The organism is Acidocella sp. MX-AZ02 (assembly GCF_000306035.1).
Taxonomy (GTDB): domain Bacteria; phylum Pseudomonadota; class Alphaproteobacteria; order Acetobacterales; family Acetobacteraceae; genus Acidocella; species Acidocella facilis.
Genome location: NZ_JH976207.1, coordinates 1,322,771 through 1,347,106 on the forward strand (window position 1 = coordinate 1,322,771; position 24,336 = coordinate 1,347,106).

Below are 24,336 nucleotides of genomic sequence, written 5' to 3' on the forward strand. Positions count from 1 at the left end.
TTTTTGATTTTTATCGCTGTGGTGGCTCCCAGCGCGGGATGGTGAGATAGGCAAGACGCTTAGCCTCGCGCCTTCCTCTGGCCACGGAATCCAGGATCAACCCGCAGGCGAACGAGAGCATGGCCAGCAGTACAACGCCCAGCGAAAGCACCGCCGTCGGCAAACGCGGCACGAACCCTGTCTGGAAATAAGTCACCAGTACCGGCAGCGCCAGCAGCAGCCCGAACACCAGCAATGCCAGCCCTGCGATGCAGAAGAATTGCAGCGGCCGCTCTTCCTTCACCAACTTGATAATGGTGCTGAGGATACGAAACCCATCCGAATAGGTGCGCAGCTTGGAGACGGAGCCCGGCGGGCGCTCGCGATAGTGCGTCGGCACCTCGGCCAGGGGCATCAGCATGTCCAGCGCATGGATGGTGAATTCCGTCTCGGTCTCAAAGCCCGAGGCCAGAGCCGGGAAGGTTTTCACGAATCGGCGTGAGAAGACGCGGTAGCCGGAGAGCATGTCCTGGATGCGGTCGCCAAAGACGAAGCGGACCAGACCAGTGAGGACGAGGTTTCCGGTGCGATGGCCGCGGCGATATGCGCCGATCGGCCCCTCGCCGGCCACCTCAATGCGCTGGCCATTGACCATGTCCAGTTGCTCATCCAGCAGCCGGCGCACCATGTCAGGTGCTGCGGTGGGATCGTAAGTGGCATCGCCATCGACGAGAACATAGGCGTCGGCATCTATATCCGCGAACATGCGGCGCACGACATGGCCCTTGCCCTGCAAGGGCTCGCTGCGCACAGTTGCCCCCGCCGCCGCGGCGACCTCGCGCGTGCGGTCGCTGGAGTTGTTGTCATAGACATAGATCCGCGCGGAAGGCAGCGCGGCGGCGAAACCGGTGACGACATCGGCGATCGCAGCTTCCTCGTTATAGCATGGCACGAGGACCGCGATTTTCGGCTGTATGACAGACAAAATTTCAGTGGACATAATAAAATTGCGCCAGTTTCAGGGGGACATAACCAATGTCGAGAAGCCCGAGCAGGAAAATGGGGAACATCGGCACGGCTTCGGGCAGCCAGGCCCCCAAGGCTGGAATGGCCAGCGGCAGGAACGGCAATAACAACAGCACGTAGCGGCCTTGCAAACCCTCAATGAAGTCCTGTCCGACTTGAGTCCAGCTGAAATAGAAAGATAGGATTACCAACCAAGCCGTAATGACGAACAAGCCCAGAACCGCAATATTATTCAGCAACGCCATCGGAATTGGGCTCATGATCGAACGACGGGTGAACAGGAGGCTGACCAGGGCCAAAACGCCAGCGCTCCACCAACACTCATAGAACCAGTCCGGAAAGCATAGATTTTTGTATCCCAGCTTACCGATAACCTCCTGTAACAAGCCGAAGCCAAAAATATGCAGGGTATGCAGCGGCAACGTGATGAAACGTGCCTTGTCAGCCAGCATGATATGCAGATTAGCAGTGGCGTCAGTCTGGCTAAACATCGTGCCAGCGGGACCTGTGAATAAAATGCCCGGATGGTAAGATGGCTTGATAACCGGAACACTTACAAACAGAATGACAATCACCGCCCAAACAATCACCGGCAGGCTCGCGACAATCACCGTCCCGGCACGACGCCAGAAACCCGGCCGGGCTAAAGGAAGCGCAAAGATGGCGAGCATCGGCAGATAAGGCGGCTTGGCCAGCAACACAACGACGAAAGAGGCGAAGGCCACGGCCCGGCCAAATTCCGTCTCCCGCGTCAGTCCCGCGCAGGCAAGGCAGCTGAGCGCGATCAGAATTCCGTCCTGATCAAACGTACCCCCCAGAAACAAGCTTATGGGAAAGAGCAAAATCGCCAGCAGCACTGGCCGCCCAAAATTAGCCAGCGCCAGGGCCGCCGCACCGATCAACACATAAGCTAACGCCGTCGCGAGGCGGCCGAGCGTAACGGCATTGAACGGCGACAGCCCGATGGCCTTGCCAATGCCCAGCCCAACGGCGCCAGGAATATAGGCGAGTGGAAAATAGGCCGCCGTATTGGGAATATTAATGAAAACACGCTGATGCTGCCATTGAACCTGATGGAGCGCGCTCAGATTGTTGGCGGCACTGACAGCATGACCATAAATCTGGGTATAGTTCCCCCAAGCGACAGCGCTCAGACCGGCGTTGATTTTAGTGCCCACAACCTTGATTGGCGCCTCTGCTCCCGGCTCCTCAACAGTTTTATGTATCAGCAATATGTTCCCATGTAGCAGGCTGTCCGCACGGGCAATATGAGAGGTTTCATCCGGCGATTGTCCCATCGGCGTCAATAGCGCCGACATGACCAGAACGGGAAACGCACAGAACAGAAATAAAAGCACCGGCCAGATATCGCGCCTGGCGGCACTCACGCTCATGCGTCTCATCATCGTCCTTAATCCCTATCGCTCCTCACCTTAAAAAATCGCCATCAAAAGCACCACCGGCGCTGACATATTTTTTTGCGATTTGCGATCTAAAATCTTAAACTGGATGAAGACCTTGCGCGCGGCGCGGTCACCGATGCCCGAGCGCGACGATCCAGCCGGTGGTGCCGGGCCAGATTTTGAACATGTTCCAGTGCCGGACCTGCCAAGCCTTGGCCTGCGGGCCCCAGGCCGGGCCGTTGGCGAAATTGGCGGTGCCGGTGCGGTCATTGGTCACGCCGACCACCAGCACCAGCAGCAAGGCGAAAAACGCCACGGCGCGGCGGGCCCAGCTGGTGGCGCAGACCGCGCCGGTCAGGATCAGCCCGGTGAGCACCAGCGGGATGAAGGCGTAGCGCCCGCCCCAGCCCGCCCCCATGCTGTCGGTAAAGTCCGGCGAGAGCGCTTTATCGAACGAGACGAACAGGATGACGATCTGCGCCGCCAGCAACAGCGCCAGCGTGGCGCGGCCAAAGCGCGCCCCCGCCACCAGCCAGCCCAGCAGCGCGTAGAACAGGACGAGGATCAGCACCGGTGGCCATAGCAGCGCCTGGGCCTGGTGCAGGGCAAGGAAGCAGCGGCCGATGACAGCGGCGCCATGCATGCCGGTGAAGGCCATGACCGGCCCGTGCAGCGCGATCACCGCCAGCAGCGTCGCCAGCGAATCCTGCCCGCTGCGCGCCGGCACCGGATGGGTGAGATAAATGCCGAGCTGCAGGCCGAACCCGGCCAGCAGGATCAGGCTGAACAGCAGCATCACCCGGCTGCGGGTGAGCACGCCGCGCAGCAGGAACAAAGGCAGCAGGAAGCTGGTGGCGGGACCGGAGAGCACGCCGACGGCAAGCAGCAGCGCATCGAGCACGAACAGGCGTTTGGTTTTCGGCGGGGCGGCGAGGATCAGCGCCGCCGCCAGACCGAGATGGAACTGGCTGGTGATGGTATTCAGCCAGACCTCGGCGGTGCCGGGCGGCACCGCGCAGAGCAGCACCGCCGAAGCGCAAGCCAGCCGGCTGCGCCGCCAGGGAAAGTCGTGCGTGAGGATGATGAACGGGGCCAGTGCCTGCACCAGCAGCGCCAGCAGTACCGTCACCAGCGGCGCATGGTCGAGCCCGCCCAGCTGCAGCCCCAGCCAGGTGCCGAAACCCGCGATGAAGTTGATATAGCCGGTATGGATGGCGAACCAGGCCCGGTACCAAGGCCAGTTCCAGCTATTGGCGAAATAAACCACGCCCTCTTCCGCCCAGAAGCGCCCGCCTTGCGCCAGGATCTGCGGCATCCGCACCAGCACCACGAGCGCGAAGCCCAGCAGCATCAGGGTGATGAAGCCGGCGCGGGGGCGCCATGGGGGTTGCGTGCTGGTCTGCTCCATCCGGCCATCTTGCATGGCCTGTCTCTGCCGTGTCGGGAGTCGGCTTGTCAAACCGCGTCGCCCCAAAAAAAACGGCGCCCAAAGGCGCCGTTTTCTGGTCTGGGCGAGAGGCTTTAAGCGCTCTCGGTCAAAAACTCCGCGCTTACGCGCTCTCTGTAAAGACTTCCGCGCTTACGCGCTCTTGGCCATGATCTCGTCGGCGACGTTGCGCGGCACCGGATCATAGTGATGGAACTGCATGGTGAAGGAGGCGCGGCCCTTGGTCATCGAACGCAGGTTCGAGATGTAGCCGAACATTTCCTTCAGCGGCACATGCGCGCGCACGATCACGGTGGAGCCGGAGGCTTCCTGGTTCTGGATCATGCCGCGGCGACGGTTGAGATCGCCCACCACGTCGCCGACATGGTCGTTCGGGGTGGTGACTTCCACGTCCATGATCGGCTCCAGGATCACCGGGCCGGCCTTCTTCATGCCTTCACGGAAACAGGCCTTGGCGGCGATTTCGAACGCCAGGGCGCTCGAGTCGACGTCATGGTACTTGCCGTCCACCAGCGAGAAGGAGAAATCCACGGTCGGGAAGCCGGCCAGAACGCCGGTATCGGCCTGGTTCTTGATGCCCTTTTCCACGGCCGGGATGTATTCCTTCGGAATCGCACCGCCGACGACCTTGTTCTCGAACTCGATGCCTTCGTTACGCTCACGCGGGGCGAACACGATCTTGACCTCGGCGTACTGGCCCGACCCACCGGACTGCTTCTTGTGGGTGTAGGTCTCGGTGTGCTCCTTCGTGATCGTCTCGCGGAAGGCCACCTGCGGCGCGCCGATATTCGCATCCACGCCATATTCGCGCTTCAAACGGTCGACGATGATCTCCAGATGCAGCTCGCCCATGCCCGACAGGATGGTCTGGCCGGTTTCCTGGTCGGTCTTCAGGCGCAGCGAGGGATCCTCGGAGGCCAGCTTCTGCAGGCCGATGGTCATCTTCTCGATGCCTTCCTTGGTCTTCGGCTCGACGGAGATGTCGATCACCGGGACCGGGAACGCCATGCGCTCCAGCACCACCGGGTCCTCGGACGCGGCCAGCGTGTCGCCGGTGCCGGTGTCCTTCAGCCCCACGAAGGCCGCGATGTCGCCGGCGGACACCTCGGTGATTTCCTGGCGCTTATCGGCGTGCATCTTGTACATGCGGCCGATACGCTCTTTGTGGCCCTTGGTGGTGTTCTGCACCGAATCGCCGCTCTTCAGCGTGCCGGCATAGACGCGCACGAAGGTCAGCGAGCCGTATTTGTCGTTGATGATCTTGAAGGCGAGGCCGGCGAACGGGGCGTTCGGGTCGGCCTTGATGCGGCGCGCGTTCGGATCCTCTTCCTGGCCCTCTTCCGGGGCAACCTTGATGCCCGGAACGTCCACGGGGGACGGCAGGTAATCCAGCACGCCGTCCAGCAGCGGCTGCACGCCCTTGTTCTTGAAGGCGGTGCCGCACATGACCGGGCGGAAGGCGCCGGTGATGGTGCCGGTCTTGATCGCGCGCTTCAGGGTCTCGACGGAAACGTCGCCCTTCTCGAAATATTCTTCCATGCCGGCATCGTCCACCGCCAGCGCGGTGTCGAGCAGGACCTGGCGGGCCTCCTTGGCCTTCTCCAGCATGTCGGCCGGGATTTCCTCATCATGGAACTTGGCACCCAGCTCGCCGCCTTCCCAGATGATCGCCTTCATCTCGACCAGATCGACCACGCCGAGGAAGTTTTCCTCGATGCCGATGGGCAGCTGCAGCGGCAGCGCCACGATGTCCAGCTTCTCCTTCAGCGTGTCGAAGGCGCGATAGAAATCGGCGCCGGTCCGGTCCAGCTTGTTGATGAAGATCAGGCGCGGCACGTTGTAACGGTCAGCCAGACGCCAGTTGGTCTCGGATTGCGGCTGCACGCCGGCCACGCCCTCGATGATGAAGATGGCGCCGTCGAGCACGCGCAGGGAGCGGTTCACCTCGATGTTGAAATCGATGTGGCCGGGCGTGTCGATGATGTTGATGGCGTGCTCTTTCCACTCGCAGGTCACCGCGGCGGAGGTGATGGTGATGCCGCGCTCACGCTCCTGGGCCATATAATCGGTGGTGGTGTTGCCGTCATGGACTTCACCGATCTTGTGCGACACGCCGGTGTAGTAAAGGATGCGCTCCGTGGTGGTGGTCTTGCCCGCGTCGATATGCGCGGTGATCCCGATATTCCGGATCTTACTCAGGTCTGTCTCAGCCATCGATGCCTCCACGGGCGGATAAAATGTCAAACAAGTACGGCGCCGCCTGGATCAGGCCGCGCTGTTCGCCCGGCTTTTGAGCCAGAGCGGGGCATTTGGCAACCCCGATTGCAGGGGGATTATGACGCTTTTCGCCGCATCCACGCCTTTTCAATCGCTTGGAGCGTGTTACAGCTTGCGGACCGATAATCCGAGAGGTTCCCATGGCCTTCGCCTGCACCCTTCCCGCCACCTCAACCGTGCAACAGGACGATGCGCAGCTGCGGATCACACGCTGGGCTTTCGAGCCGGGGGCGGTGACGGGCTGGCACAGCCATGGCTGGCCCTATTACGTGGTGATGCTGACCGACGCGCTGATGGAGGTGCATGACGGCGCCACGGTTCACAGCATCCCGCGCAAGGCGGGCGACGCGTATGTCCGGGATGCCGGGGTGCAGCACGATGTGCGCAATGGCGGGCCGGGCCCGATGGCCTTCGTGGAGATCGAGATAAAGAAACTCTCCCCGGCCTTGGCCGCCCTGGAAAACTAGGGCCGGCGCGCCCTTATGCTGTTCATGAAATCCTTCCGCCTCTACCAGATCCTGCGCGCCCGGCCCTATTTCACCGCCTGCTACGCCATCGGCCTGCTGAGCTGGGTGCTGATGTTCGCGGTGACCAACCCGGCGATCCGTGCGGTGGCGGCCTGGGATATCGGCAGCCTGCTCTATCTCGTCACCACCCTGCTGGTCTTCACCCTCACGCAAGAGCGCGACATCAGCGAGGACGCGAAAGCCCATCAGGAAGGCGAATGGACCGTGTTCAGCCTCACCGTGCTGGGCGCGGTGATGAGCTTCGTCTCCCTCTTCCTGTTCTCCCACGCCGCCAACCAGAAGGCACATTTCACCGGCGCGTATCTCGGCTTCGTCGTGGTCACGCTGACACTTTCATGGGCGGTCACGCAGCTCACCTTCGCCTATCGCTACGCGCATGAATATTATTCCTACGATCTGGGCGGCGAGACCGTGGATGGCGGCATCGAATTCCCCAAGGACGAGCGGCCGGATTACCTGGATTTTGTGTATTTCTCCTTCGTGCTGGGGATGACGTTTCAGGTCTCGGACTGCAACATCACCTCGAAGAAGCTGCGCCGGCTGGCGACCTTGCAGGGGCTGATCGGGTTTCTGTTCAATACGGTGATTCTGGCGCTGTCGGTGAATATCGCGGCGTCGCTGCTTTGAAGGGTGGTTTTATTTAGGGGCTGCCCCAGATCGTCATTCATCTGGCCATTATGTCGATCCTTCAAGGCGTTGAAGGCATAAGCCTGAAAGATATCTGGGACAGCCCCTTTATTTATCGAAGCAGCGCGTTCGCCAGCTCATCCCAACTTGCCTCGTCCGGGGTCAGCAGCAGGCCGCCATCGGTTTGCGACGGGCGGTAGGGTGAACCGTCGAAATGCCGCGCATGGCCGCCGGCCTCACGGTGCAGCAGCACCCCGGCCGCATGGTCCCAGGGCATCAGCTTGCGGAACATCTGCACATGGCAATGCCCGCCCGAGAGCATGCGATATTGATGCGCGGCGCAGCGATAATCCGTCACCGCCGCCAGCCGGTCCAGCCGGTGCAGCACGTGGCTGCGCAAGGGCTCGGGCATGAACCGCCAGGACATCGAGCCGACCATCTGGTCCACCGGCACCGGGGCGGCCACCTGCAGCCGGCGGCGGGTGCCGTCGGCCGCGATCAGGTACGACCCCTGGCCCTTCACCGCCACAGCGCAGTCATCGCCGAACGGGTCGAAAATGAAGCCGGCGAGGATCTCATCCGCCTCCACCAACGCCGCCATCACCCCGAATAAAGGCAGTTCGGCGGCGAAATTCGCGGTGCCGTCGATCGGGTCGAGAATCCAGACCCGCCCCGGCTGGGCCAGCCGCTCCAGCGAGGCGGCACCGGAGGAGACCGCCTCCTCGCCGATCACGTCATCGCCAGGGAATAGTTTATTCAGCCCGGCCTTCAGCGCCCGCTCCGCCGCTTCGTCGGCGACCGTCACCGGGTCCAGCGGGCCGGTCTTGGTGCGGACATCCTCAGAGGAGAGCTTCTTGAAGCGGGGGAGGATTTCCGTTCGCGCCACATGCCGGAGCAGATCGATGACGGATTGAACCTCGGCTGGCTTCATAATGCTTCGAACCTCGCTTTATCGACGGCGGAGAGCCGCACCTGCAATGTCACATGGTGCTCGTCATCCTCACGCGCCACCACCTCGCCATGGCGATAGAGCCAGGCCAGACGCGCGCCATCTTCAACCGGCACCTGCAGCTCGACCAGCTGTTCGGCGGCGGCGAGCCTGGCATCGATGGTCTGCAGCAGCCGGTCCAGCCCCTCGCCGGTCAAGGCCGAGACGGCGATGCCCTCGCCCTGCACGACATTGGCAATGCCGCCCAGCGCGTCGGCCTTGTTCAGCACCTCCAGCGTATGGGAAGGCCAGCCCTCGTCCAGCGTGCCTTCCTTGGCCATGCGGGTGAGCACGGCGCGCACGTCGCGGGCCTGGGCCTCGGTGTCGGGGTGGGAAATGTCGCGCACATGCAGCAGCAGATCCGCCTCCGCCACCTCTTCCAGCGTGGCGCGGAAGGCGGCGACCAGCTCGGTCGGCAGCTCGGAGATGAAGCCCACAGTGTCCGAGAGGATGATGTTGCGCCCGGAAGGCAGCACCAGCCCGCGCATGGTCGGGTCCAGCGTCGCGAAAAGCTGGTCCTCGGCCATCACGGTGGCGCCGGTGAGCGCGTTGAACAAGGTGGATTTGCCGGCATTGGTGTAGCCCACCAGCGCCACCACCGGATACGGCACCTTCTTGCGCGCGCCGCGATGCAGGCCGCGGGTGCGGCGCACCTCCTCCAGCTCCGCCTTCAGCTTGACGATGCGATCACCGATCAGGCGTCGATCCGCCTCGATCTGGGTTTCACCGGGGCCGCCGAGGAAGCCGAAGCCGCCGCGCTGGCGCTCCAGATGGGTCCAGGAGCGCACCAGGCGGGAGCGCTGATACTCCAGATGCGCCAGCTCCACCTGCAGCGACCCTTCACGGGTGCGCGCACGGGCACCGAAAATATCCAGGATCAGCCCGGTCCGGTCGATGACCTTGGTGCCGAAGGCTTTTTCCAGATTGCGCTGCTGCACGGGGGTAAGGGCGGCATCCACCACCGCCACATCCACCTGCGCCCCGCGCAGGGCGGTGGCGGCCAGCTCCACCTGGCCCTTGCCGAGCAAGGTGGCCGGGGTGAGGGAGCGGAGCTGGAAGATCTGCTCATGCACGATCACCAGCCCGATGGAGGCGGCAAGCCCCACCGCTTCCGCGAGGCGGGCCTCGGCGGAGCGGATCTGACCGGCGGCGAAGGCCGCCTGCCGGTCCCAGGGCAGCAAAATCGCCGCCCGGCTTGGCGGGGGCGCGGTCTCTTGCATCACGATATCCGGAGGATCAGCCTTCGGACTCGGGGTCGTATTGCGGCTCGGGGTTGCGGCTCAGGCGCAACGTACTGGCGCTGGCGGAGCCAGCCTCGCCAGGGGCCGCAGCGCCACCTTCGGCGCGGCCGGCATCGAACAGCATGATCGGCGCGCCCGGCATCACCGTGCTGATCGCGTGCTTATAGACCAGCTGGGTATGGCCATCACGGCGCAGCAGCACCGAGAAATTATCGAACCAGGTGATCACGCCCTGCAGCTTCACGCCATTGACCAGGAACACCGTGACCGGCGTCTTGCTCTTGCGGACATGGTTCAGGAACACGTCCTGCACATTCTGAGATTTTTCGTTCGCCACGATGGCATCCCTTTATTTTTGTCGCCCACTTTATCGGACGAGTGATTGAATCCACAACAAAAAGTTTAAACCTGCGAAGGCGTGGCGCGTCCGCATGGTGTCTGAATATAGCGGATTTGTGCAACGCGGCAACCGCCCCGAGCCCCAACTTGCCAGCATGGGGGTTTTCCCGCAAAGCATGCGTCAGACTGGAGCACCGCCATAAAATGGAAGCTGACGGCAAAACCCCGAACCTTCCCGCCGAGCCGACCCAGGCCAGACGCTTCGGCAAAACCAGGGCCGCGCAGTTGAGCGCGACGCTGGAGGATTATGCCGAGCTGATCGATGATCTGCAGAGCGGCGGCGCCCCGGCGCGGCCGACGGACATCGCCAGGCGGCTGGGCATTTCGCATGCGAGCGTGATCAAGACCATCGGCCGGCTGAAACGCGAGGGGCTGGCGACCTCCCTGCCCTATCGCGGCGTGTTGTTGACGCCGGAGGGCCAAAATCTGGCGGCGCGCAGCCGGGAGCGGCATCAGCTGGTGGTGGCGCTGCTGCTGGCGCTGGGGGTGCCGCGCGAGGCGGCGGAGGAGGATGCCGAGGGGATCGAGCACCATATCTCCCCGGCGACGCTGGCGGCGTTCCGAAAATTTCTAAGTAAATAAAAGTTTTTGGTGCCGCTTTTTTCAAAAAGCGGCGAAAACGCCCGGGTTTTGGCAACGGCGTCGTCAACGCCCCCAACGTTTTGCGGCCCTTTTTAAAAAAAGGGCCGCCCCCCAAAAACGTTTAGAACCTGGTCGAAATCGCGATCGACCCGTACTGGAAGGCCGGCGCCGAGCCGTGGAATTCCGGCGTCTCGAAGGTCTCCACCGCCGAAAGCCGCACGCCGCGATAGATCACCGCCAGCCCCACTTCGAGATCACCCTGCAGATGGGTCAGCCCCACCCCGCGGCTGGAGCGGAAATCATTGCCCTGGACCAGCATGTCATGCGCCACGAAGCGCCCCAGCGCGCCGCCGAATACGTACCAGACGAAGGGGCGCGTGGGGGTATAGGCATCGGTGCCGGAAAGCTGCGGGCCGATCAGCGCCGGGCCGAAATCCGAATCCAGCCCCTGGCCGAAACGCACGATGCCGCCGGTCTGGGCATAGATCTCGGTATTGCCGACCTGCGCGGTAAGCTGGGGCAGCACCTGCACGCCGATGCCACCATAATTCGCCAGATCCATCCGCCAGATCCGCCCGGCGGAAAAATCCAGCGTCGGCTCGTCATGCAGCTGGTAATGCCAGCCTTTATTGGTGGTATCGCCGATGATGCTGTGGAAGCCGTTCTGCACGGTCTGCGCCAGCGAGGCCGGGCCGACGATGCCGATCGCCGCCCCCAGCATCGAGCGGGTGGTCGTGGTGTCCTGGATCAGCGTCAGCTTCGCCGAAAGCTGCCCGGCATAAGGGCGGTCATGCGGGTTGGGGTTGTAGAGCTGGGTGTTGGTCGGGGTGAAGATGACCTGCTGCAGATCTATCTCCAGGCGCTGGCTGCCCTGGCCGAACACGCCCTGGCCAAGATTGGAGAGAAAGCCCGGCACCGCGCCGGTGGGGCCGACATAGCCCAGACGCTCGCCGGAGGTGTAAAGCTCATCCGTGCCGGGGATGGAGGCGGCGTCGTTTTCGAGCTGGATGGTGACGATGCTGTGCGGATCAGCCGGCGGAACATCCGCGCGCGCCTGGGGCGCGTAACTCAACCACGCCGCCGCGCCCAACGCGATGGCAGAAGACGCAATCACAGATCTTTTCACGTTTCGTCGACCCTTTTTCTGAGGCGGCAGGTACAGCCTGTTACAAGCTGTAGCGCAGCCGTGAAAAAAGGAAACCCTTTCAACGCTCCCGGGCGGTGCACAGGGCGAGGTCGATCAGCCGTTCCAGCACCTCGCTCTCCTGCGCCCCGGCGATGGCGTGTTCGCCATCCAGCATGAAGCAGGGCACGCCGTTGATGCCGAGCCGGTGCGCGTGCAGATTTTCCGCATGCACATATTCGGTGCCCTCGCCGGATTCCAGGAACAGCCGCACCTGGCGCGCCCCCATGCCGGACTGCACCGCCAGCGCGCTCAGCACCTCATGCTGGCCGATATCCAGCCCCTCGACGAAATGCGCCGCGAAAATACCGGCCACCAGCGCATCCGCGGCCCCAACCCGCGCCGCCTCGCGCACCAGCCGATGCGCATCCACGCTGTTGGGGGTGCGGCGGATGGCGGGGAAATTGAACGCAATCCCCTCCGCCGCGCCCAGCTCGGCGATCGAGGCATAGAGCCGGCGCGCCCGGTCCTCCGCGCCGAATTTGCGGATCATGTAATCGGCGCGGGACATGCCGCCGCGCGGCATGTCGGGGTTGAGCAGGAAGGGCCGCCAGTTGAGGGTGACATCGAGTTCCGGCCGGCGGGCCAGCAGATAGGTCAGACGCTTCACGCCGAGATAACACCAGGGACAGACGAAATCGAAGACGATTTCGATCACCAGCCGTGCGGGCAATGGCGTCAGACTATTCATTTCTCGTCTCATACGCCGATTTCGCGGCCAAGACGAGAGGGAATGGCCGCCCCGCCCGAGAGGATGCCCGCGGATCAGGACCGGCGCGGACGGTTGTAAAAATGACATTGCGGATTGGCGCTGAGCGCTTCACCCCCATATCGGCGGACATGGCTTTACCACATAAAGCGCCGCGGGACCGGCGCGCCGCGCTCAGCGCCTTGACCGCGCCGGCGCATGCCAGGCTGGACGAGGCGATGCGCGGGGCCGGCTTTTTCGCCACGCCTGTTCTGTATGCGCGTTATCTGCAGATCACTCATCAGGCCCGCCGCGCGTTGGAAGCAGCACTGGCGCCGCTGCGCCTGCTTCCGGCCGATGCGTATGAGTTGACAGCGTCGCTGGAGGCGGACCTCGCGGATCTCGGCACCGCGCCGCTTGGCGCCACGCCGCCCGTGGGCTTTGCGCGCGGCAGCGGCTGGGGCTGTCTTTATGTGCTGCAGGGCTCCAATCTCGGCGCTTTGCAGCTGCGCGGCTGGGCCCAGGCGCTGGGGTTCGATGGCGCGCACGGCGCACGGCATCTGGCCTTGCAGGCGCAGCGCGCCCGGCATTGGCGCGGCTTTGTCGCGCGGCTGAACGCCCAGAGTTTCAGCCCGGCCGAGGAGCAGGAGTGCGCGGCCGGGGCCTTGGCGGCGTTTGCGCATTTCACCGCCGCGATGCCAGGGCTTGCGCGGCCCCAGCATCAAACCCTCGATCCGGCATGAGCGGCGCGTTGCGCCCTCCTTGTTTGGCGGCCGAGAATCCCCTAATTCCGGGCCATGAGCGAAGAAGACAAGATCATGCATGAGGATGCCGCCCCGCAGGACGAGGCGCTGCTGGAAGCCCCTGATCAGCGCATCGCGCAGCTGGAGCAGGAGCTTTCCGAGATGCGCGACAAATGGCTGCGCGCCGAGGCGGAAATGGCCAATCTGCGCGCCCGCACCAAACGCGAGGTCGAGGATGCGCGGCTCTATGCCGTGCAGAAATTCGCCCGCGACGTGGTCGAGGCGGCGGAGAATCTGAAGCGCGGCATCGACAGCCTGCCGAAGAAGACCGAGGACGAGCCGGAGCTGATCACCAAGATGCGTGATGGCTTCGAGGGCATCGAGCGCGCTTTCGCCGGCATTCTGGAGCGCAACGGCATCACCCGCACCGACCCGACCGGCGCGGTGTTCGACGCCAATCTGCACCAAGCGATGGCCGAGCAGGAAAGTGCGGACCATCCGGCAGGCACCGTGCTGCAGGCCTGGAGCCAGACCTGGCTGCTGAATGGCCGCCTGCTGCGCCCGGCGATGGTCGTGGTCTCCAAGGCCCCGGCGCAGGGCTGAATCTACGGCGCCGCCGGCTTCGTGGCCGGCGGCGCACCACTCCCCAGCCCGAACACACCCCGCAGGAATCCAGGCGTGAGCGCGGAGAGCGGATTCACATGGATCTGCGGGTTGCTCATCTTCCCCTGCACATGGGCGCGAACGGCGAACAAGCCGCCGCCCTTCTCCGCCGAGAACAGATGCCCCAGAACCGGGATTTTCCCCGGCAGCGCGTTGAGCGCGTAGGCGGGCACGATCGTGGTCTGCAGATCGCAAATGCCGGTATTGCCGTCCACGCTGCCGCTGGCGGTGAAGCCCAGCGATTCCGAATAGGCATCCGCCCCGTTCAGCCGCAGCACGCCGCCCTCCAGGGTGAAGGGGATGGTCGCGTGGTCGATCAGCAGCCCCGGGCCAGACATCGCCTCCGCCACCCCATATAAGGTCGCCGCCTGCATCAGCTTGATGAAGCCCGGCGCATTCACCAGCCGGGCCTGGGCCAGCTTCAGCGTGCCCTGCGCCGGGCCGCCGCCGAATTGCGCCCGCAGATCCAGCGCGCCGCCCTGCATGCCGTCATACACCCCCAACACGCGCAGCAGCGCCCCGGCATCCTGGCCCTGCAGGGCCAGGGCGCGGCGCGGGCCGGCGAGCGGGGTGATCTGCGCGCTCATCCCATCGGCACTGGCGCTGGCCTGCGACAGATCCTGCCCCTGGCCGCTGGCGGTGAGGCTGACATTCCGCAGACCCGGTGCCGGCGGCTTGGTGATATAAAGATGCTGGAAGGCGAGCCTGGCCTGCCAGAGCGGGCCGGAGGGCGCGGGTTGCGGCGGTGCCGCCGGGGCGGGCTGGTCGGGCTGCGTCTGCGCGTCGGCGCCGTGGCGCAGATCCAGCGTCTCGCCGCTGGCCTCGATTTGCCAGGGCTGGCCGGGGCGGGCGGGCGCAATCACGCTGCCTTGCGCCTGCGACCGGCCGATATCCGCCTGGGTCAGGGTGAACACCCGCCCCTGGCTGTGGCCGCGCACGAACAGCCCCGGCGCTTCCATCATAAAATCCTGAATCGCGCCGAGATCACCATTCTCCAGGCTGAAACGCGCCGCCAGCCGCCCCGCCCCGCCGGGCTGCTTGACCCAGCCGAGCAAGGGCAAAGCCAGGCCGATGCGGGTAAGGTCGGCCTCCAGCGCCGCCTCCTGGGTGCCATCCGCCGGGCCGCTGAGGCTGAAGCGGAAGGGCGCGCTGCCTTGCGTGGCGGAGGTGAAGCCACTCGGCGTATCCAGCCCGAAAGCGTGCCAGAGGGCGGGCCCGGCCTCGCCCTGCAGATCCAGCGTCTCCGCCCCGTCCGGCTTGGAGACATCCTGGGTCAGCGTCAGGCTGGCCGGGGCGCCGGCGAGCTGCGCCGTGGCGTCCGCCCGCAGCGTCTCGCCATCGGTGGCGATCCTCACCGCGCCATCGGTAAAGTAGATGCCGGGAATGGGGGTGGCCATTTTCACGTCGCTGAGCTGGGTGGCGACGTTGATCTGCACATCCCGCGCGGTGACATTCTTGGCCAGCGGGATCATCGCCGCCAGCGTGCCGGCGAGCGTGCCGGTGGCGCCCTTGATGTCAGGCGGGGTGTGGGCGAGCAGGTTGAGCGGCGGCGCCCCCAGAATGCCAAGCACGTTCTGCACCGGCCCCGCCAGATTCAGACTGAGGAAGCCGAACTGATCCTTGGCCGTGAGATCGGTGATCACCATGCTGCCGCTTTGCAGCCCGACCCCGCCGGCCGCGCCGCCGCCGGCATCGATGAGGATGGTATCCATCCCCGGCATGGTGAACACACCGTCCAGATGCTCCAGCGGCACCGCGCCGGGCAGGAAATGCAGGGTCAGATCGCTGGCCTGAAACCCGCCCTGCACGTTCTCGATTTTGAAATGCGAGAGATCGCCATGGGCGGCCATGTCGATGCTGAATTGCGCGTCATGGGCGCTGCCGGCGGTGATGTTTCGCATCACCCAGACCCGCGCATCCGGGGCGGCGATCGGCGGCCAGTAGGCCGCCAGATCCTGGGCCTGCACGCTGTCCAGCGCTACGTTGAGCCGGCCGAGCCAGAGCCCATCGCGGTGCGCGCGGAAGCTGAAGTACAGGCGCGGCGCGCTCTGGCCTTGCGGGGCGAGCTGGGCCACGCCGTCGCTCACCTGCACCGCGCCATCGGGCAAGACCGCGAGGGTAAAGCTGGCATCGCTGAGCGCCACCCTGTTCACCCCGGTGCCGATCCGCCCGGCGCCGATGCGCGCATGCACCGCCCCGTGGGAGAGGGTGAAGCCGCGCCCGGGCCAGAGATCCGCATGCCAGGAGACCGGGACATTGCCGCCGGGGAAGGTGGCGCCGGCGCCGTTCAGCGCGATCGGGTCGCGCCCGCCGAACAGATCCGCCACCGGCAGGGTCAGATCGGCCGCGGGAATATCCGCCAGCGCCCCGCCTGAATCGCTGCCCACCTTGATATCCGCCAGACGCAGCACCAGCGGCACCGCCCCGCCTTTGTGATAGCCGGCCCAGGCCAGCTCGGCGGTGCCGATACGCACCTCAACCCCTTCGCCGGAGAGCCGCGTGGCGATGCGCGAGGCGATTTGCGGGATCTCCAGCGGCCCCTGCGCCAGCCGGAACCCCAACAGCCCGAACAAGGCCAGCGCCAGCAGCACAACCAGCGCGACGATGCGGCCGAGCTGGTGGATCGCCTCTATGATAATCCAGGCCGCTTGACCTCTGCGGAACTTCATCCTGTTCTGCTTGCCAGATGCCCGGCGATCTTCACAAGCCATCCTTCCCCAAACCGGCCGATCAAGCGGCGGCGGCGCGGCTGCGCGCGGATTTCGCGGCCCTTGGCCCGCGCGAGGCCAAGCTGGCGCGGAGCGACTCGGGGGCGGCGCTGCTGGCGGCGCTGGGCGGCAACGCGCCCTTCCTGGCCGAGCTCGCCTGCCGTGAATCCGCGACGCTCTGCGCCTGCCTGGAAGCTGGCCCCACCCCGCAGGCGAAAGCGGTGCTGGCCGGGCTGGCTTCATTGCCGCCGGATCTGCCCCGCGCCCAGCTCAGCGACGCGCTGCGCCGGGCCAAAAGGCAGATGGCGCTGAGCATCGCCATCGCGGATCTGGGCGGGCTCTGGACGCTGGAGCAGGTCACCGCGGCGCTCTCGGACCTCGCCGAGACCGCCTTGCGCGCCGCCATCCGGCATCTTTTGTACGAGCTGCACGCGGCGGAAGAGATCGCCCTGCCCGACCCGGCGGCACCGGACCAGGGCAGCGGCTTCGTCGCGCTGGCGCTGGGCAAGCTCGGCGCGCGGGAGCTGAATTACTCCTCCGACATCGATCTGGTGCTGCTCTACGATCCGGAAAGCCCGGTCTATGGCGAGGACTCGCAGCCGATGATGGCGCGGCTGGCGCGCGACCTCACCGCTTTGCTCGCGGCGCGCGATGCCGAGGGCTATGTCTTCCGGGTCGATCTGCGGCTGCGGCCCGACCCAGGGGCGACGCCGCCGGTCGTCGCCCTGGCCACCGCCCTCTCTTATTACGAGAGCCATGGCCGCACCTGGGAGCGCGCCGCCTTCTCCAAAGCGCGGCCCGTCGCCGGGGATCTGGCGCTGGGGCAGCAATTTCTGGCCGCCATCCGCCCCTTCATCTGGCGCAAATATCTGGATTTCGCGGCGATCTCGGATATTCACGAGATGAAGCGCCAGATCGACGCGCAGCACCCGGCCGAGGGCTTGCGCGGCTTCGATGTGAAGCTGGGCCAGGGCGGCATCCGCGAGATCGAGTTCATCGTGCAGACGCTGGGGCTGGTCTGGGGCGGGCAGGACCCGGCCTTGCGCATCCCGGCGACCTTGGAGGCGCTGCCCGCCATGGCCCGGGCCGGCCATCTGCCGGAGCGCGCGGCCAGGCAGCTGGCGGCGGATTACCGGGAGCTGCGGCGGGTCGAGCACCGGCTGCAAATGGTGGCGGACCGCCAGACCCATGCGCTGCCCGCCAGCGAGGCCGGGCTGGAGGCGTTCTGCATCTTCCTGGCGGCGCCGCGCTTCCGGCAGAGTTTCCCCAAGCTGCTCGCCCGCGTGCATGCGCATTTCCTGGATTTCTTCGATGCCGGCACCCAGGCCCTGCAGGACGGGCTGAATCCCGGCCCCGAGGGAGCGCCGGCGCCCGCCTTCACCGCCCGGCTGGAGGCGCTGGGCTTCAAGGATATCAAGCATATCGCCGCCCGGCTGCGCGACTGGGGCTCGGGCGATATGCCGGCCTTGCGCTCGCCACGGGCGCGCGAGCTGCTGGACGGGCTGGTCGCCCCGCTGCTGGCAGCCCTGGGCGCGCAGCCGGAGCCGGACAAGGCCTTCGCCCAGTTCGACACGCTGCTGAGCCGCCAGCGCGCCGGGGTGCAGCTGCTCTCTTTGTTCACCCGCAATCCTGGCCTGCTCAAGCGCCTGGCCGCCGTGCTCGGCGCCGCCCCGGCGCTCTCGGACTATCTCACCGAGGACCCGCAGGCGCTGGACGGGCTGCTCGCCCCGGAAGCCCGCTTTGCCGCGCCGCGCCCGGTGCTGCGCCGGCTGCTGGCCGAGGCGGAGGATCTGGAACAGGCCGCCGCCGCCACGCGGCGCTTCGTCCGGCAGGAGGAATTCCACCTCTCGGTGGCGACATTGGAAGGCCGGCTGGACGCGAATGAGGCCGGGCGCACCCGCAGCGCTTTGGCGGAGGCCGCGCTCTCGCAGCTGCTGCCCTTGGTCATCGCCGCGCAGAAGCAGCGCCAGCCCGCCCCGCGCGGCGCCAAGGTGGCGGTGCTGGCGCTGGGCAAGGCCGGTGCCGGGGAGATGCTGGCGGGCTCCGATCTCGATCTGATGCTGATCTATGATCACGCCCCGATGGCGATCCCGCCGACGCAATGGTTCTCGCGCCTCTCCCAGGCTTTTGTGGCGGCGTTGACGGCGCAGGGGCCGGGCGGGCCGGTCTATCATGTGGATATGCGGCTGCGCCCCTCGGGCAATGCCGGGCCGGTCGCGGTCTCGCTGGCGTCCTTCCGCAGCTATCACGCCAAGGAGAGCTGGACCTGGGAGCGCCTGGCCCTCACCCGGGCGCGGGTGATGGCGGCCACGCCGGGCTTCGCCGCCACAGTGCGCGAGGCGGTGCTGGGGGCACTCTGCCGGCCGGAGCCGCGGGCGCGCATTCTGGCCGATACCGCCGCGATGCAGGCGCGGCTGGCCGCCGAGATGAAGCCGCGCGGGCCCTTTGATGTGCGCGCCATTCCCGGCGGGATGATGGAGGTCGGCTTCATCGCCCAGGCGCTGCAGCTGATCCATGGCGGCAGCGAGCCGGCTTTGTTCCAGCCCAATACCGAGGCGGCGCTGAAAGGGCTGGCCGCCGCCGGGCTGCTGCGGCAGAGCGACGCCGAGGCGCTGATCGCGGCGGACCGGCTGTGGCGAACGATCCAGGGTATCAACCGCATCACCGGCCTGCCGCTGAGCGCCGCCGCCCCGCCCGGCGCCATGCTGGAGCCGCTGCTGCGCGCCACATTCTTTGCCGATCTCGCGGCGTTGCAGGCGGGCATGCGCGAAGCCGCCGCCCAGGCACACCAGATTTTCACCCAGACATTCACCGAAGGAGCCTGATGATGAGCCTGATGACAAGCTTGGCCGAAGGCCAAGACGCGCCGGATTTCACCCTGCCCGCCACCAATGGCCGAACTGTTTCGCGCGATGGGCTGAAGGGCCAGCCCTTCCTGCTCTATTTCTACCCCCGCGCCGACACGCCCGGCTGCACCAAGGAGGCCTGCGCCTTCCAGAGCGGGCTGCCGGATTTCTCCAGGCTCGGCGTGACCATCATCGGAATCTCCAAGGACAGCATGAAGGCGCTGGAGAAATTCGCCGCCAAATATAAGCTGGAATTCCCCCTCGCCTCGGACCCGGAGGGCAGCGTGATCGAGGCCTATGGCGCCTGGCAGGAGAAATCCATGTACGGCAAAACCTATATGGGCATCGAACGCTCGACCGTGCTGGTCGATTCGGCGGGCAAAATCGCCAGGATCTGGCCGAAGGTGAAGGTGGACGGGCATGCCGAGGCTGTTCTGGCGGCGGTGCAGGCGCTGAAATGACCAAAAATAGTAAATTTCCGCGTATCGAACGCGGAAATTTACCATTCATTCAATCTCGCAACCCATCCTGATTTCGCAACAAACAAGGTTGTGGAATGATGGTAGCGACAACGCAGATTCGCCAGCCGCCTGAGCTGCGGGACAGCGCCTCGGCACGGCTGGATCCCCGCGCCACGATTCTGGCGCAATATGGCTTGAGCGACGACACGCCCGATCCGGCGTTTGACGAGCTGGCCTGCCTGGCCGGCTATATCGGTGAGTGCGCGGCGGCGCTGATCTGTTTCTTCACCGCCGAGGATCAATGGATCAAAGGGCGCTGGGCGCGGCGCGGCGCGGGGTGCCGGTTGCAGCCCCCCGCCACCCCGCTCTACGATATTTCGCTGCACCAGCCAGGCGAAATCCTGACCGGCTTAGCGGTGGACGGGGCCGCGCAGCTGTTCGCGCCGATGAAGCTGAAATTGCAGGCGGCGCTGCCGCTTTGCGCCCCGGATGGCGAGGTGCTGGGGGCCATCCTGCTGGCGGACCGGCAGCCGTTGAAGCTGCCCCCCCGGCAAAGCCGGGCGCTGAAGCTGCTGGCCGCGCAAATCGTCGAGCAGCTGGAGCTGCGCCGCACCTTGCTGGGGCTGTCGCAGGCCAATGGCTGGCTGGCGCAGCAGGCGGTCACGGATTTTCTCACCGCCACCCCCAACCGCCGCGCGCTGGATAAGCGCCTGGACATGGAAATCGCCCGCGCCGGGCGCACCGGGGATCCGCTTTGCCTGCTGCTGTTGGATATCGACCATTTCAAGGCGGTGAATGATGAGTTCGGCCACCAGGCCGGGGATACCACCTTGCAGGAGGTGGCGCGCATCTTGCAAGCCGGGCTGCGGCCTTATGATTTCCTGGCCCGCTATGGCGGGGAGGAATTCGCGGTGCTGCTGCCCGCGACCAATCTGGCGGATGCGCTGGTGGTGGCCGAGCGGCTGCGCGCCACCATCGCCGGTACCGGCTTCACCTATGGCCGGCTGACCATCTCCCTCGGCGTCTCCCGGCTGGACCCCGCCTCCGGCGCCCAGGCCTTGATGATGGCCGCGGATAACGGGCTCTACCGCGCCAAGGCGGCGGGGCGAAACCGGGTGCTGGTCGGCAAGCTCAACCCGGACGACCCGTCAGGCTCGGCCCGGTTGTAGAGCAACATCCGATCAAACGGACTCGTTTGATCGGATAAAGTTGATCGCTCGCACAAAAAGCTAGAGCGTATTCCCTGCACCAACGGGAATGGAATACGCTCTAGCCGCCTCAGCGCTGGGTTTTGGCACAGTAGAAGGTAGAGCGGCCGGATTGGGTGATCTGGCTGATGCCGCCGCAGGCCGGCAGGCCGGGGCAGTGTTCGCAGGGCTCGCCGGCACGGCCATAGACCTTCCAGCCATGCTGGAAATAGCCAAGCTCGCCGCTCGGCTGCACATAATCGCGCAAGGATGAGCCGCCGGCGGCAATCGCCTCAATCAGCGTCGCCCGCACCTGCTCGGCCAGCTTGTCCATACGCGGCCGGGAAATCTTGCCCGCCGCGCGGGTGGGGGAGATGCCGGCGCGGAACAAAGCCTCGCTGGCGTAGATATTGCCGATGCCCGCCACCACTTTCTGGTCCAGCAGAAACGCCTTGATCGGCGCGCTGCGGCCCTTGGCCAGCCCGGCCATGTAGGCCCCGGAGAATTCATTGCCCAGCGGCTCCGGCCCCATTCCGGCCAGCAGCCTGTGGCTGTCCTCATCCGCTGTGCGCACCAGATCCAGCGCCCCGAAGCGGCGCGGATCGACAAAGCCGACGCGCCCGCCCGCTTCCGTCTCGATGGTCAGATGCTCATGCAGCGCCTCCTGCCTGTCCAGCAGCATCCGGCCGGACATGCCGAGATGGATCAGCACCGACCAGCCATTATCGAGGCGCATCAGCATGAACTTGCCCCGCCGCCGGAAGCCCAGCACCAGCGCCCCGGTGAGCAGGCGCGGCAGCTCTGGCGGCACCGGCCAGCGTATATCGGCGCGGCGCAGAATGGCGTGGGAAATGCGCCGTCCGGTCAGATGACCGTCCAGACCGCGCATCACGGTTTCGACCTCGGGGAGTTCCGGCATGGCAAAACGAGGCTATATAGGCGCTCATGACCCAGAACAATGCCGACGACATCGCCGATTTCGGTTTCCGCTCCGTCCCGCGCGAGGAGAAGAGCACGCTGGTGCGTGAAGTGTTCGATTCCGTGGCGGGCAAATACGACATCATGAATGATCTGATGTCGCTTGGCATCCACCGGCTCTGGAAGCGCGAATTCCTCACCGCCCTGGACCCGCGCCCCTATCACAAGCTGCTGGACCTGGCGGCGGGCACCGGGGACATCACCTTTGGCTGGCTCAAGCGCGGCGGCGGGCCGGTGGTGATGTCGGACATCAACGAATCGATGCTCAATGTCGGGCGTGACCGCGCCACCGCCAACGGCCATCTGGCCGATATCGAATTCCTGGTGACCGATGCCGAGGCGATCAAGCTGCCGGATTCGAGCTTTGACCGAATCTCCATGGCCTTTGGCCTGCGCAACTGCACCAACAAGGACAAGGTGATCGCCGAGGCGCAGCGCCTGCTGCGGCCGGGCGGGCGCTTCATGGTGCTGGAATTCTCCCAGCTGCAGATCGCCGGGCTGGAGAAGCTCTATGATGCCTGGTCCTTCCAGGCGCTGCCGAAAATCGGCGGCATCATCGCCAAGGATAGTGCCAGCTACCAATATCTGGCCGAGAGCATCCGCATGTTCCCCAAGCAGGAGGAGCTGAAGCGCATGTTCGAGGCGGCGGGGTTTGAGCGCGTCACCTACCGCAACCTCTCGGGCGGCATCGCCGCCATCCATGCTGGCTGGAAGCTGTGAAACGCATCCTGCTCATCGTCTCAGGCGGGATTGCCGCCTATAAGACGCTGGAGCTGGTGCGGCTGGCCAGCAAGGCCGGGCTGGGGGTGACGGCGGTGCTGACCAAGGCGGGGGCTGAGTTTGTCACCCCGCTTTCCTTGCAGGCGCTGACCGGCGAGAAGATTTATCAGGATCTGTTTTCGCTGACCGATGACAGCGAGATGGGCCATATCGAGCTCTCCCGCGCCGCCGATCTGGTGGTGGTGGCCCCGGCCAGTGCGGATATCCTCGCCAAAATGACCGCCGGGCTGGCGGATGATCTGGCCAGCACGCTGCTGCTCGCCACGGATAAGCGCGTGCTCGTCGCCCCGGCGATGAATGTGCGCATGTGGCAGCACCCGGCCACCGAAACCAACATCGCGACGCTGAAAGCGCGCGGCGTGCTGGTGGTGGCGCCCGATGAGGGTCCGATGGCCTGCGGCGAATACGGTCCCGGCCGGCTGGCCGAGCCGCCGGTGATCCTCGCTGGCATTCTGGCGGCGCTGCAGGACGGCCCGTTGAAGGGCAAGCACGCCATCGTCACCTCCGGCCCGACCCATGAGCCGATCGACCCGGTGCGCTATATCGCCAACCGCTCCTCCGGCAAGCAGGGCCATGCCATTGCCCAGGCGCTGGTGGCGTTGGGGGCGCGGGTGACGCTGATCTCCGGCCCGGTGGCGCTGCCGGACCCGTTCGGGGTGGAGCTGGTGAAGGTGGAAACCGCCCGGCAGATGCAGGCGGCTGTGCAGGCTGCTTTGCCGGCGGATATCGCCGTGTGCGCGGCCGCCGTCGGCGATTGGCGGCCGCAGACCGAGGCGGAGCAAAAACTGAAAAAGGACGGCTCGGGTGCCACCGCGCTGAGCCTCACCGAAAACCCGGATATTCTCGCCGGGCTGTCCGCCCCCTCGCCCACCCGCCCGAAGCTCGTCATCGGCTTCGCGGCGGAGACGGAGAGGCTGGCCGAACATGCCGCCGCCAAGCGCGCCCGCAAGGGCTGCGACTGGCTGGTGGCGAATAATGTCGGCGGCACCGGCATCATGGGCGGGGACGAGAACGAGGTGCTGCTGCTGACCGCAGACGGCGCAGAGCCCTGGGCCAGGATGAACAAACAGGCGGTCGCTGAAAAACTCGCCGCGAAGATTGGAGCCCATTTCGAATGAATGAAGTGACCGTGAGCATCAAGCGCCTCGCCCATGGCGAGGGGCTGGAACTGCCCGCCTATGCCACCAAGGGGGCGGCGGGCATGGATCTGCAGGCGGCGGTGAGCGCGCCGGTGAGCATTCCGCCGGGCGGGCGCGCTTTGATCCCCACCGGCTTCAGCATCGCTTTGCCGCCCGGCTATGAGCTGCAGATCCGCCCGCGCTCCGGCCTGGCTTTGAAGAACGGCATCACCTTGCCGAACAGCCCCGGCACCATCGATGAGGATTATCGCGGTGAGGTCGGTGTCATCGTGCTGAACATGGGCGATGCGGCCTTTGAGGTGACGCGCGGCATGCGCATCGCCCAGGCGGTGCTGGCGCCGGTGGTGCGCGTGGCGTGGGCGGAAGTGGCGGAGCTGGACGAAACCGCCCGCGGCGCTGGCGGCTTCGGCTCCACAGGAACCAAATAACCCCAAGATAAAGTTGCAAAAAATTTTTGGGGCTCG

The 24,336-nt window shown here is 65.6% G+C and carries 22 protein-coding genes; 11 read left to right on the forward strand and 11 right to left on the reverse strand.

Annotated elements, in window-relative coordinates; genetic code table 11:
* Window positions 1-10 precede the first annotated feature (10 nt).
* The 4 genes from MXAZACID_RS06505 to fusA all read right to left on the reverse strand — a co-directional run bounded on the left by MXAZACID_RS06505 (window position 11) and on the right by fusA (window position 6,069).
* Window positions 11-979 carry a glycosyltransferase family 2 protein gene (locus tag MXAZACID_RS06505; protein ID WP_008493398.1) on the reverse strand — a complete coding sequence of 323 codons (969 nt, stop codon included), beginning with the start codon at window positions 977-979 and terminating at the stop codon, window positions 11-13.
* A complete protein-coding gene (locus MXAZACID_RS06510) occupies window positions 969-2,324 on the reverse strand; it encodes a DUF2142 domain-containing protein (RefSeq protein WP_371137071.1) in 1,356 nt (451 codons plus the stop codon). Before MXAZACID_RS06510 ends, MXAZACID_RS06505 begins: the two co-directional genes overlap by 11 nt.
* Before the next feature lie 214 nt (window positions 2,325-2,538).
* Window positions 2,539-3,831 (reverse strand): hypothetical protein, encoded by a 1,293-nt coding sequence (locus tag MXAZACID_RS06515; RefSeq protein WP_039884770.1) that lies wholly within the window; start codon window positions 3,829-3,831, stop codon window positions 2,539-2,541.
* Window positions 3,832-3,987: 156 nt separating this feature from the next.
* Entirely contained in the window at window positions 3,988-6,069 is a 2,082-nt protein-coding gene (gene fusA / locus MXAZACID_RS06520; protein WP_008493401.1) for an elongation factor G, read from the reverse strand.
* A 203-nt stretch (window positions 6,070-6,272) separates the two neighbouring features.
* Here fusA and MXAZACID_RS06525 point away from each other — a divergent pair, with 203 nt between their 5' ends.
* Window positions 6,273-6,599 carry a cupin gene (locus MXAZACID_RS06525; protein ID WP_008493402.1) on the forward strand — a complete coding sequence of 109 codons (327 nt, stop codon included), beginning with the start codon at window positions 6,273-6,275 and terminating at the stop codon, window positions 6,597-6,599.
* 24 nt (window positions 6,600-6,623) lie between these two features.
* The gene (locus tag MXAZACID_RS06530; protein WP_205619742.1) at window positions 6,624-7,286 is read left to right on the forward strand and encodes a DUF1345 domain-containing protein; all 663 of its coding nucleotides are present in this window, start codon (window positions 6,624-6,626) and stop codon (window positions 7,284-7,286) included.
* A 112-nt stretch (window positions 7,287-7,398) separates the two neighbouring features.
* Here the strand turns inward: MXAZACID_RS06530 and MXAZACID_RS06535 are convergent, their stop codons facing one another.
* The 3 genes from MXAZACID_RS06535 to hfq are packed head-to-tail and all read right to left on the reverse strand — an operon-like array spanning window position 7,399 to window position 9,852.
* A complete protein-coding gene (locus MXAZACID_RS06535; RefSeq protein ID WP_008493404.1) occupies window positions 7,399-8,217 on the reverse strand; it encodes an inositol monophosphatase family protein in 819 nt (272 codons plus the stop codon).
* Complete coding sequence (gene hflX / locus MXAZACID_RS06540) at window positions 8,214-9,494, reverse strand: GTPase HflX (protein ID WP_008493406.1); 1,281 nt, start codon at window positions 9,492-9,494, stop codon at window positions 8,214-8,216. Before hflX ends, MXAZACID_RS06535 begins: the two co-directional genes overlap by 4 nt.
* A gap of 16 nt (window positions 9,495-9,510) precedes the next feature.
* On the reverse strand, window positions 9,511-9,852 hold the full coding sequence (hfq, locus tag MXAZACID_RS06545; RefSeq protein WP_008493407.1) for an RNA chaperone Hfq: 342 nt from the start codon (window positions 9,850-9,852) through the stop codon (window positions 9,511-9,513).
* Window positions 9,853-10,058: 206 nt separating this feature from the next.
* Between hfq and mntR the strand changes: the two genes are divergently transcribed.
* Complete coding sequence (gene mntR / locus MXAZACID_RS06550) at window positions 10,059-10,496, forward strand: manganese-binding transcriptional regulator MntR (RefSeq protein ID WP_008493408.1); 438 nt, start codon at window positions 10,059-10,061, stop codon at window positions 10,494-10,496.
* 121 nt (window positions 10,497-10,617) lie between these two features.
* On the opposite strand, the gene MXAZACID_RS06555 is transcribed toward mntR, so the two are convergent.
* Window positions 10,618-11,568 carry a lipid A deacylase LpxR family protein gene (locus tag MXAZACID_RS06555; RefSeq protein WP_168118401.1) on the reverse strand — a complete coding sequence of 317 codons (951 nt, stop codon included), beginning with the start codon at window positions 11,566-11,568 and terminating at the stop codon, window positions 10,618-10,620.
* Window positions 11,569-11,701: 133 nt separating this feature from the next.
* Window positions 11,702-12,370, reverse strand: coding sequence for a DsbA family oxidoreductase (locus tag MXAZACID_RS06560; protein ID WP_051060210.1), 669 nt, complete (start codon window positions 12,368-12,370; stop codon window positions 11,702-11,704).
* Between the two features lie 149 nt (window positions 12,371-12,519).
* Here MXAZACID_RS06560 and MXAZACID_RS17720 point away from each other — a divergent pair, with 149 nt between their 5' ends.
* Together MXAZACID_RS17720 and MXAZACID_RS06570 are read left to right on the forward strand one after the other, a co-directional pair.
* On the forward strand, window positions 12,520-13,110 hold the full coding sequence (locus tag MXAZACID_RS17720; RefSeq protein ID WP_051060212.1) for a biliverdin-producing heme oxygenase: 591 nt from the start codon (window positions 12,520-12,522) through the stop codon (window positions 13,108-13,110).
* A gap of 54 nt (window positions 13,111-13,164) precedes the next feature.
* On the forward strand, window positions 13,165-13,713 hold the full coding sequence (locus MXAZACID_RS06570; RefSeq protein WP_008493412.1) for a nucleotide exchange factor GrpE: 549 nt from the start codon (window positions 13,165-13,167) through the stop codon (window positions 13,711-13,713).
* A gap of 2 nt (window positions 13,714-13,715) precedes the next feature.
* On the opposite strand, the gene MXAZACID_RS06575 is transcribed toward MXAZACID_RS06570, so the two are convergent.
* Window positions 13,716-16,442 carry a DUF3971 domain-containing protein gene (locus MXAZACID_RS06575; protein ID WP_008493414.1) on the reverse strand — a complete coding sequence of 909 codons (2,727 nt, stop codon included), beginning with the start codon at window positions 16,440-16,442 and terminating at the stop codon, window positions 13,716-13,718.
* A gap of 17 nt (window positions 16,443-16,459) precedes the next feature.
* On the opposite strand from MXAZACID_RS06575, the gene MXAZACID_RS06580 reads away from it, so the two are divergent.
* The 3 genes from MXAZACID_RS06580 to MXAZACID_RS17725 all read left to right on the forward strand — a co-directional run bounded on the left by MXAZACID_RS06580 (window position 16,460) and on the right by MXAZACID_RS17725 (window position 20,957).
* On the forward strand, window positions 16,460-19,306 hold the full coding sequence (locus tag MXAZACID_RS06580; RefSeq protein ID WP_008493415.1) for a bifunctional [glutamine synthetase] adenylyltransferase/[glutamine synthetase]-adenylyl-L-tyrosine phosphorylase: 2,847 nt from the start codon (window positions 16,460-16,462) through the stop codon (window positions 19,304-19,306).
* 2 nt (window positions 19,307-19,308) lie between these two features.
* On the forward strand, window positions 19,309-19,788 hold the full coding sequence (gene bcp, locus MXAZACID_RS06585; protein ID WP_039885064.1) for a thioredoxin-dependent thiol peroxidase: 480 nt from the start codon (window positions 19,309-19,311) through the stop codon (window positions 19,786-19,788).
* A gap of 95 nt (window positions 19,789-19,883) precedes the next feature.
* On the forward strand, window positions 19,884-20,957 hold the full coding sequence (locus MXAZACID_RS17725) for a GGDEF domain-containing protein (RefSeq protein WP_008493417.1): 1,074 nt from the start codon (window positions 19,884-19,886) through the stop codon (window positions 20,955-20,957).
* Window positions 20,958-21,066: 109 nt separating this feature from the next.
* On the opposite strand, the gene mutM is transcribed toward MXAZACID_RS17725, so the two are convergent.
* Window positions 21,067-21,894 carry a bifunctional DNA-formamidopyrimidine glycosylase/DNA-(apurinic or apyrimidinic site) lyase gene (gene mutM, locus MXAZACID_RS06595; RefSeq protein WP_008493418.1) on the reverse strand — a complete coding sequence of 276 codons (828 nt, stop codon included), beginning with the start codon at window positions 21,892-21,894 and terminating at the stop codon, window positions 21,067-21,069.
* 26 nt (window positions 21,895-21,920) lie between these two features.
* Here mutM and ubiE point away from each other — a divergent pair, with 26 nt between their 5' ends.
* Genes ubiE through dut form a run of 3 tightly spaced genes read left to right on the forward strand, consistent with a single transcriptional unit; the run spans window position 21,921 to window position 24,300 of the window.
* Entirely contained in the window at window positions 21,921-22,673 is a 753-nt protein-coding gene (ubiE, locus tag MXAZACID_RS06600; protein ID WP_008493419.1) for a bifunctional demethylmenaquinone methyltransferase/2-methoxy-6-polyprenyl-1,4-benzoquinol methylase UbiE, read from the forward strand.
* Window positions 22,670-23,851, forward strand: coding sequence for a bifunctional phosphopantothenoylcysteine decarboxylase/phosphopantothenate--cysteine ligase CoaBC (coaBC, locus tag MXAZACID_RS06605; RefSeq protein ID WP_008493420.1), 1,182 nt, complete (start codon window positions 22,670-22,672; stop codon window positions 23,849-23,851). Before ubiE ends, coaBC begins: the two co-directional genes overlap by 4 nt.
* A complete protein-coding gene (gene dut, locus MXAZACID_RS06610) occupies window positions 23,848-24,300 on the forward strand; it encodes a dUTP diphosphatase (protein WP_008493422.1) in 453 nt (150 codons plus the stop codon). The genes coaBC and dut overlap by 4 nt, the downstream gene beginning before the upstream one ends.
* Window positions 24,301-24,336: the final 36 nt, after the last annotated feature.

Bases quoted from the DNA above. Each gene is read 5' to 3' on its own strand.
- MXAZACID_RS06505 (WP_008493398.1), bottom strand. From the start codon at position 979: ATGTCCACTGAAATTTTGTCTGTCATACAGCCGAAAATCGCGGTCCTC.
- MXAZACID_RS06510 (WP_371137071.1), bottom strand. From the start codon at position 2,324: ATGTCGGCGCTATTGACGCCGATGGGACAATCGCCGGATGAAACCTCT.
- MXAZACID_RS06515 (WP_039884770.1), bottom strand. From the start codon at position 3,831: ATGCAAGATGGCCGGATGGAGCAGACCAGCACGCAACCCCCATGGCGC.
- fusA (WP_008493401.1), bottom strand. From the start codon at position 6,069: ATGGCTGAGACAGACCTGAGTAAGATCCGGAATATCGGGATCACCGCG.
- MXAZACID_RS06525 (WP_008493402.1), top strand. From the start codon at position 6,273: ATGGCCTTCGCCTGCACCCTTCCCGCCACCTCAACCGTGCAACAGGAC.
- MXAZACID_RS06530 (WP_205619742.1), top strand. From the start codon at position 6,624: ATGAAATCCTTCCGCCTCTACCAGATCCTGCGCGCCCGGCCCTATTTC.
- MXAZACID_RS06535 (WP_008493404.1), bottom strand. From the start codon at position 8,217: ATGAAGCCAGCCGAGGTTCAATCCGTCATCGATCTGCTCCGGCATGTG.
- hflX (WP_008493406.1), bottom strand. From the start codon at position 9,494: ATGCAAGAGACCGCGCCCCCGCCAAGCCGGGCGGCGATTTTGCTGCCC.
- mntR (WP_008493408.1), top strand. From the start codon at position 10,059: ATGGAAGCTGACGGCAAAACCCCGAACCTTCCCGCCGAGCCGACCCAG.
- MXAZACID_RS06560 (WP_051060210.1), bottom strand. From the start codon at position 12,370: ATGAATAGTCTGACGCCATTGCCCGCACGGCTGGTGATCGAAATCGTC.
- MXAZACID_RS17720 (WP_051060212.1), top strand. From the start codon at position 12,520: ATGGCTTTACCACATAAAGCGCCGCGGGACCGGCGCGCCGCGCTCAGC.
- MXAZACID_RS06570 (WP_008493412.1), top strand. From the start codon at position 13,165: ATGAGCGAAGAAGACAAGATCATGCATGAGGATGCCGCCCCGCAGGAC.
- MXAZACID_RS06575 (WP_008493414.1), bottom strand. From the start codon at position 16,442: ATGAAGTTCCGCAGAGGTCAAGCGGCCTGGATTATCATAGAGGCGATC.
- MXAZACID_RS06580 (WP_008493415.1), top strand. From the start codon at position 16,460: ATGCCCGGCGATCTTCACAAGCCATCCTTCCCCAAACCGGCCGATCAA.
- bcp (WP_039885064.1), top strand. From the start codon at position 19,309: ATGAGCCTGATGACAAGCTTGGCCGAAGGCCAAGACGCGCCGGATTTC.
- MXAZACID_RS17725 (WP_008493417.1), top strand. From the start codon at position 19,884: ATGATGGTAGCGACAACGCAGATTCGCCAGCCGCCTGAGCTGCGGGAC.
- mutM (WP_008493418.1), bottom strand. From the start codon at position 21,894: ATGCCGGAACTCCCCGAGGTCGAAACCGTGATGCGCGGTCTGGACGGT.
- ubiE (WP_008493419.1), top strand. From the start codon at position 21,921: ATGACCCAGAACAATGCCGACGACATCGCCGATTTCGGTTTCCGCTCC.
- dut (WP_008493422.1), top strand. From the start codon at position 23,848: ATGAATGAAGTGACCGTGAGCATCAAGCGCCTCGCCCATGGCGAGGGG.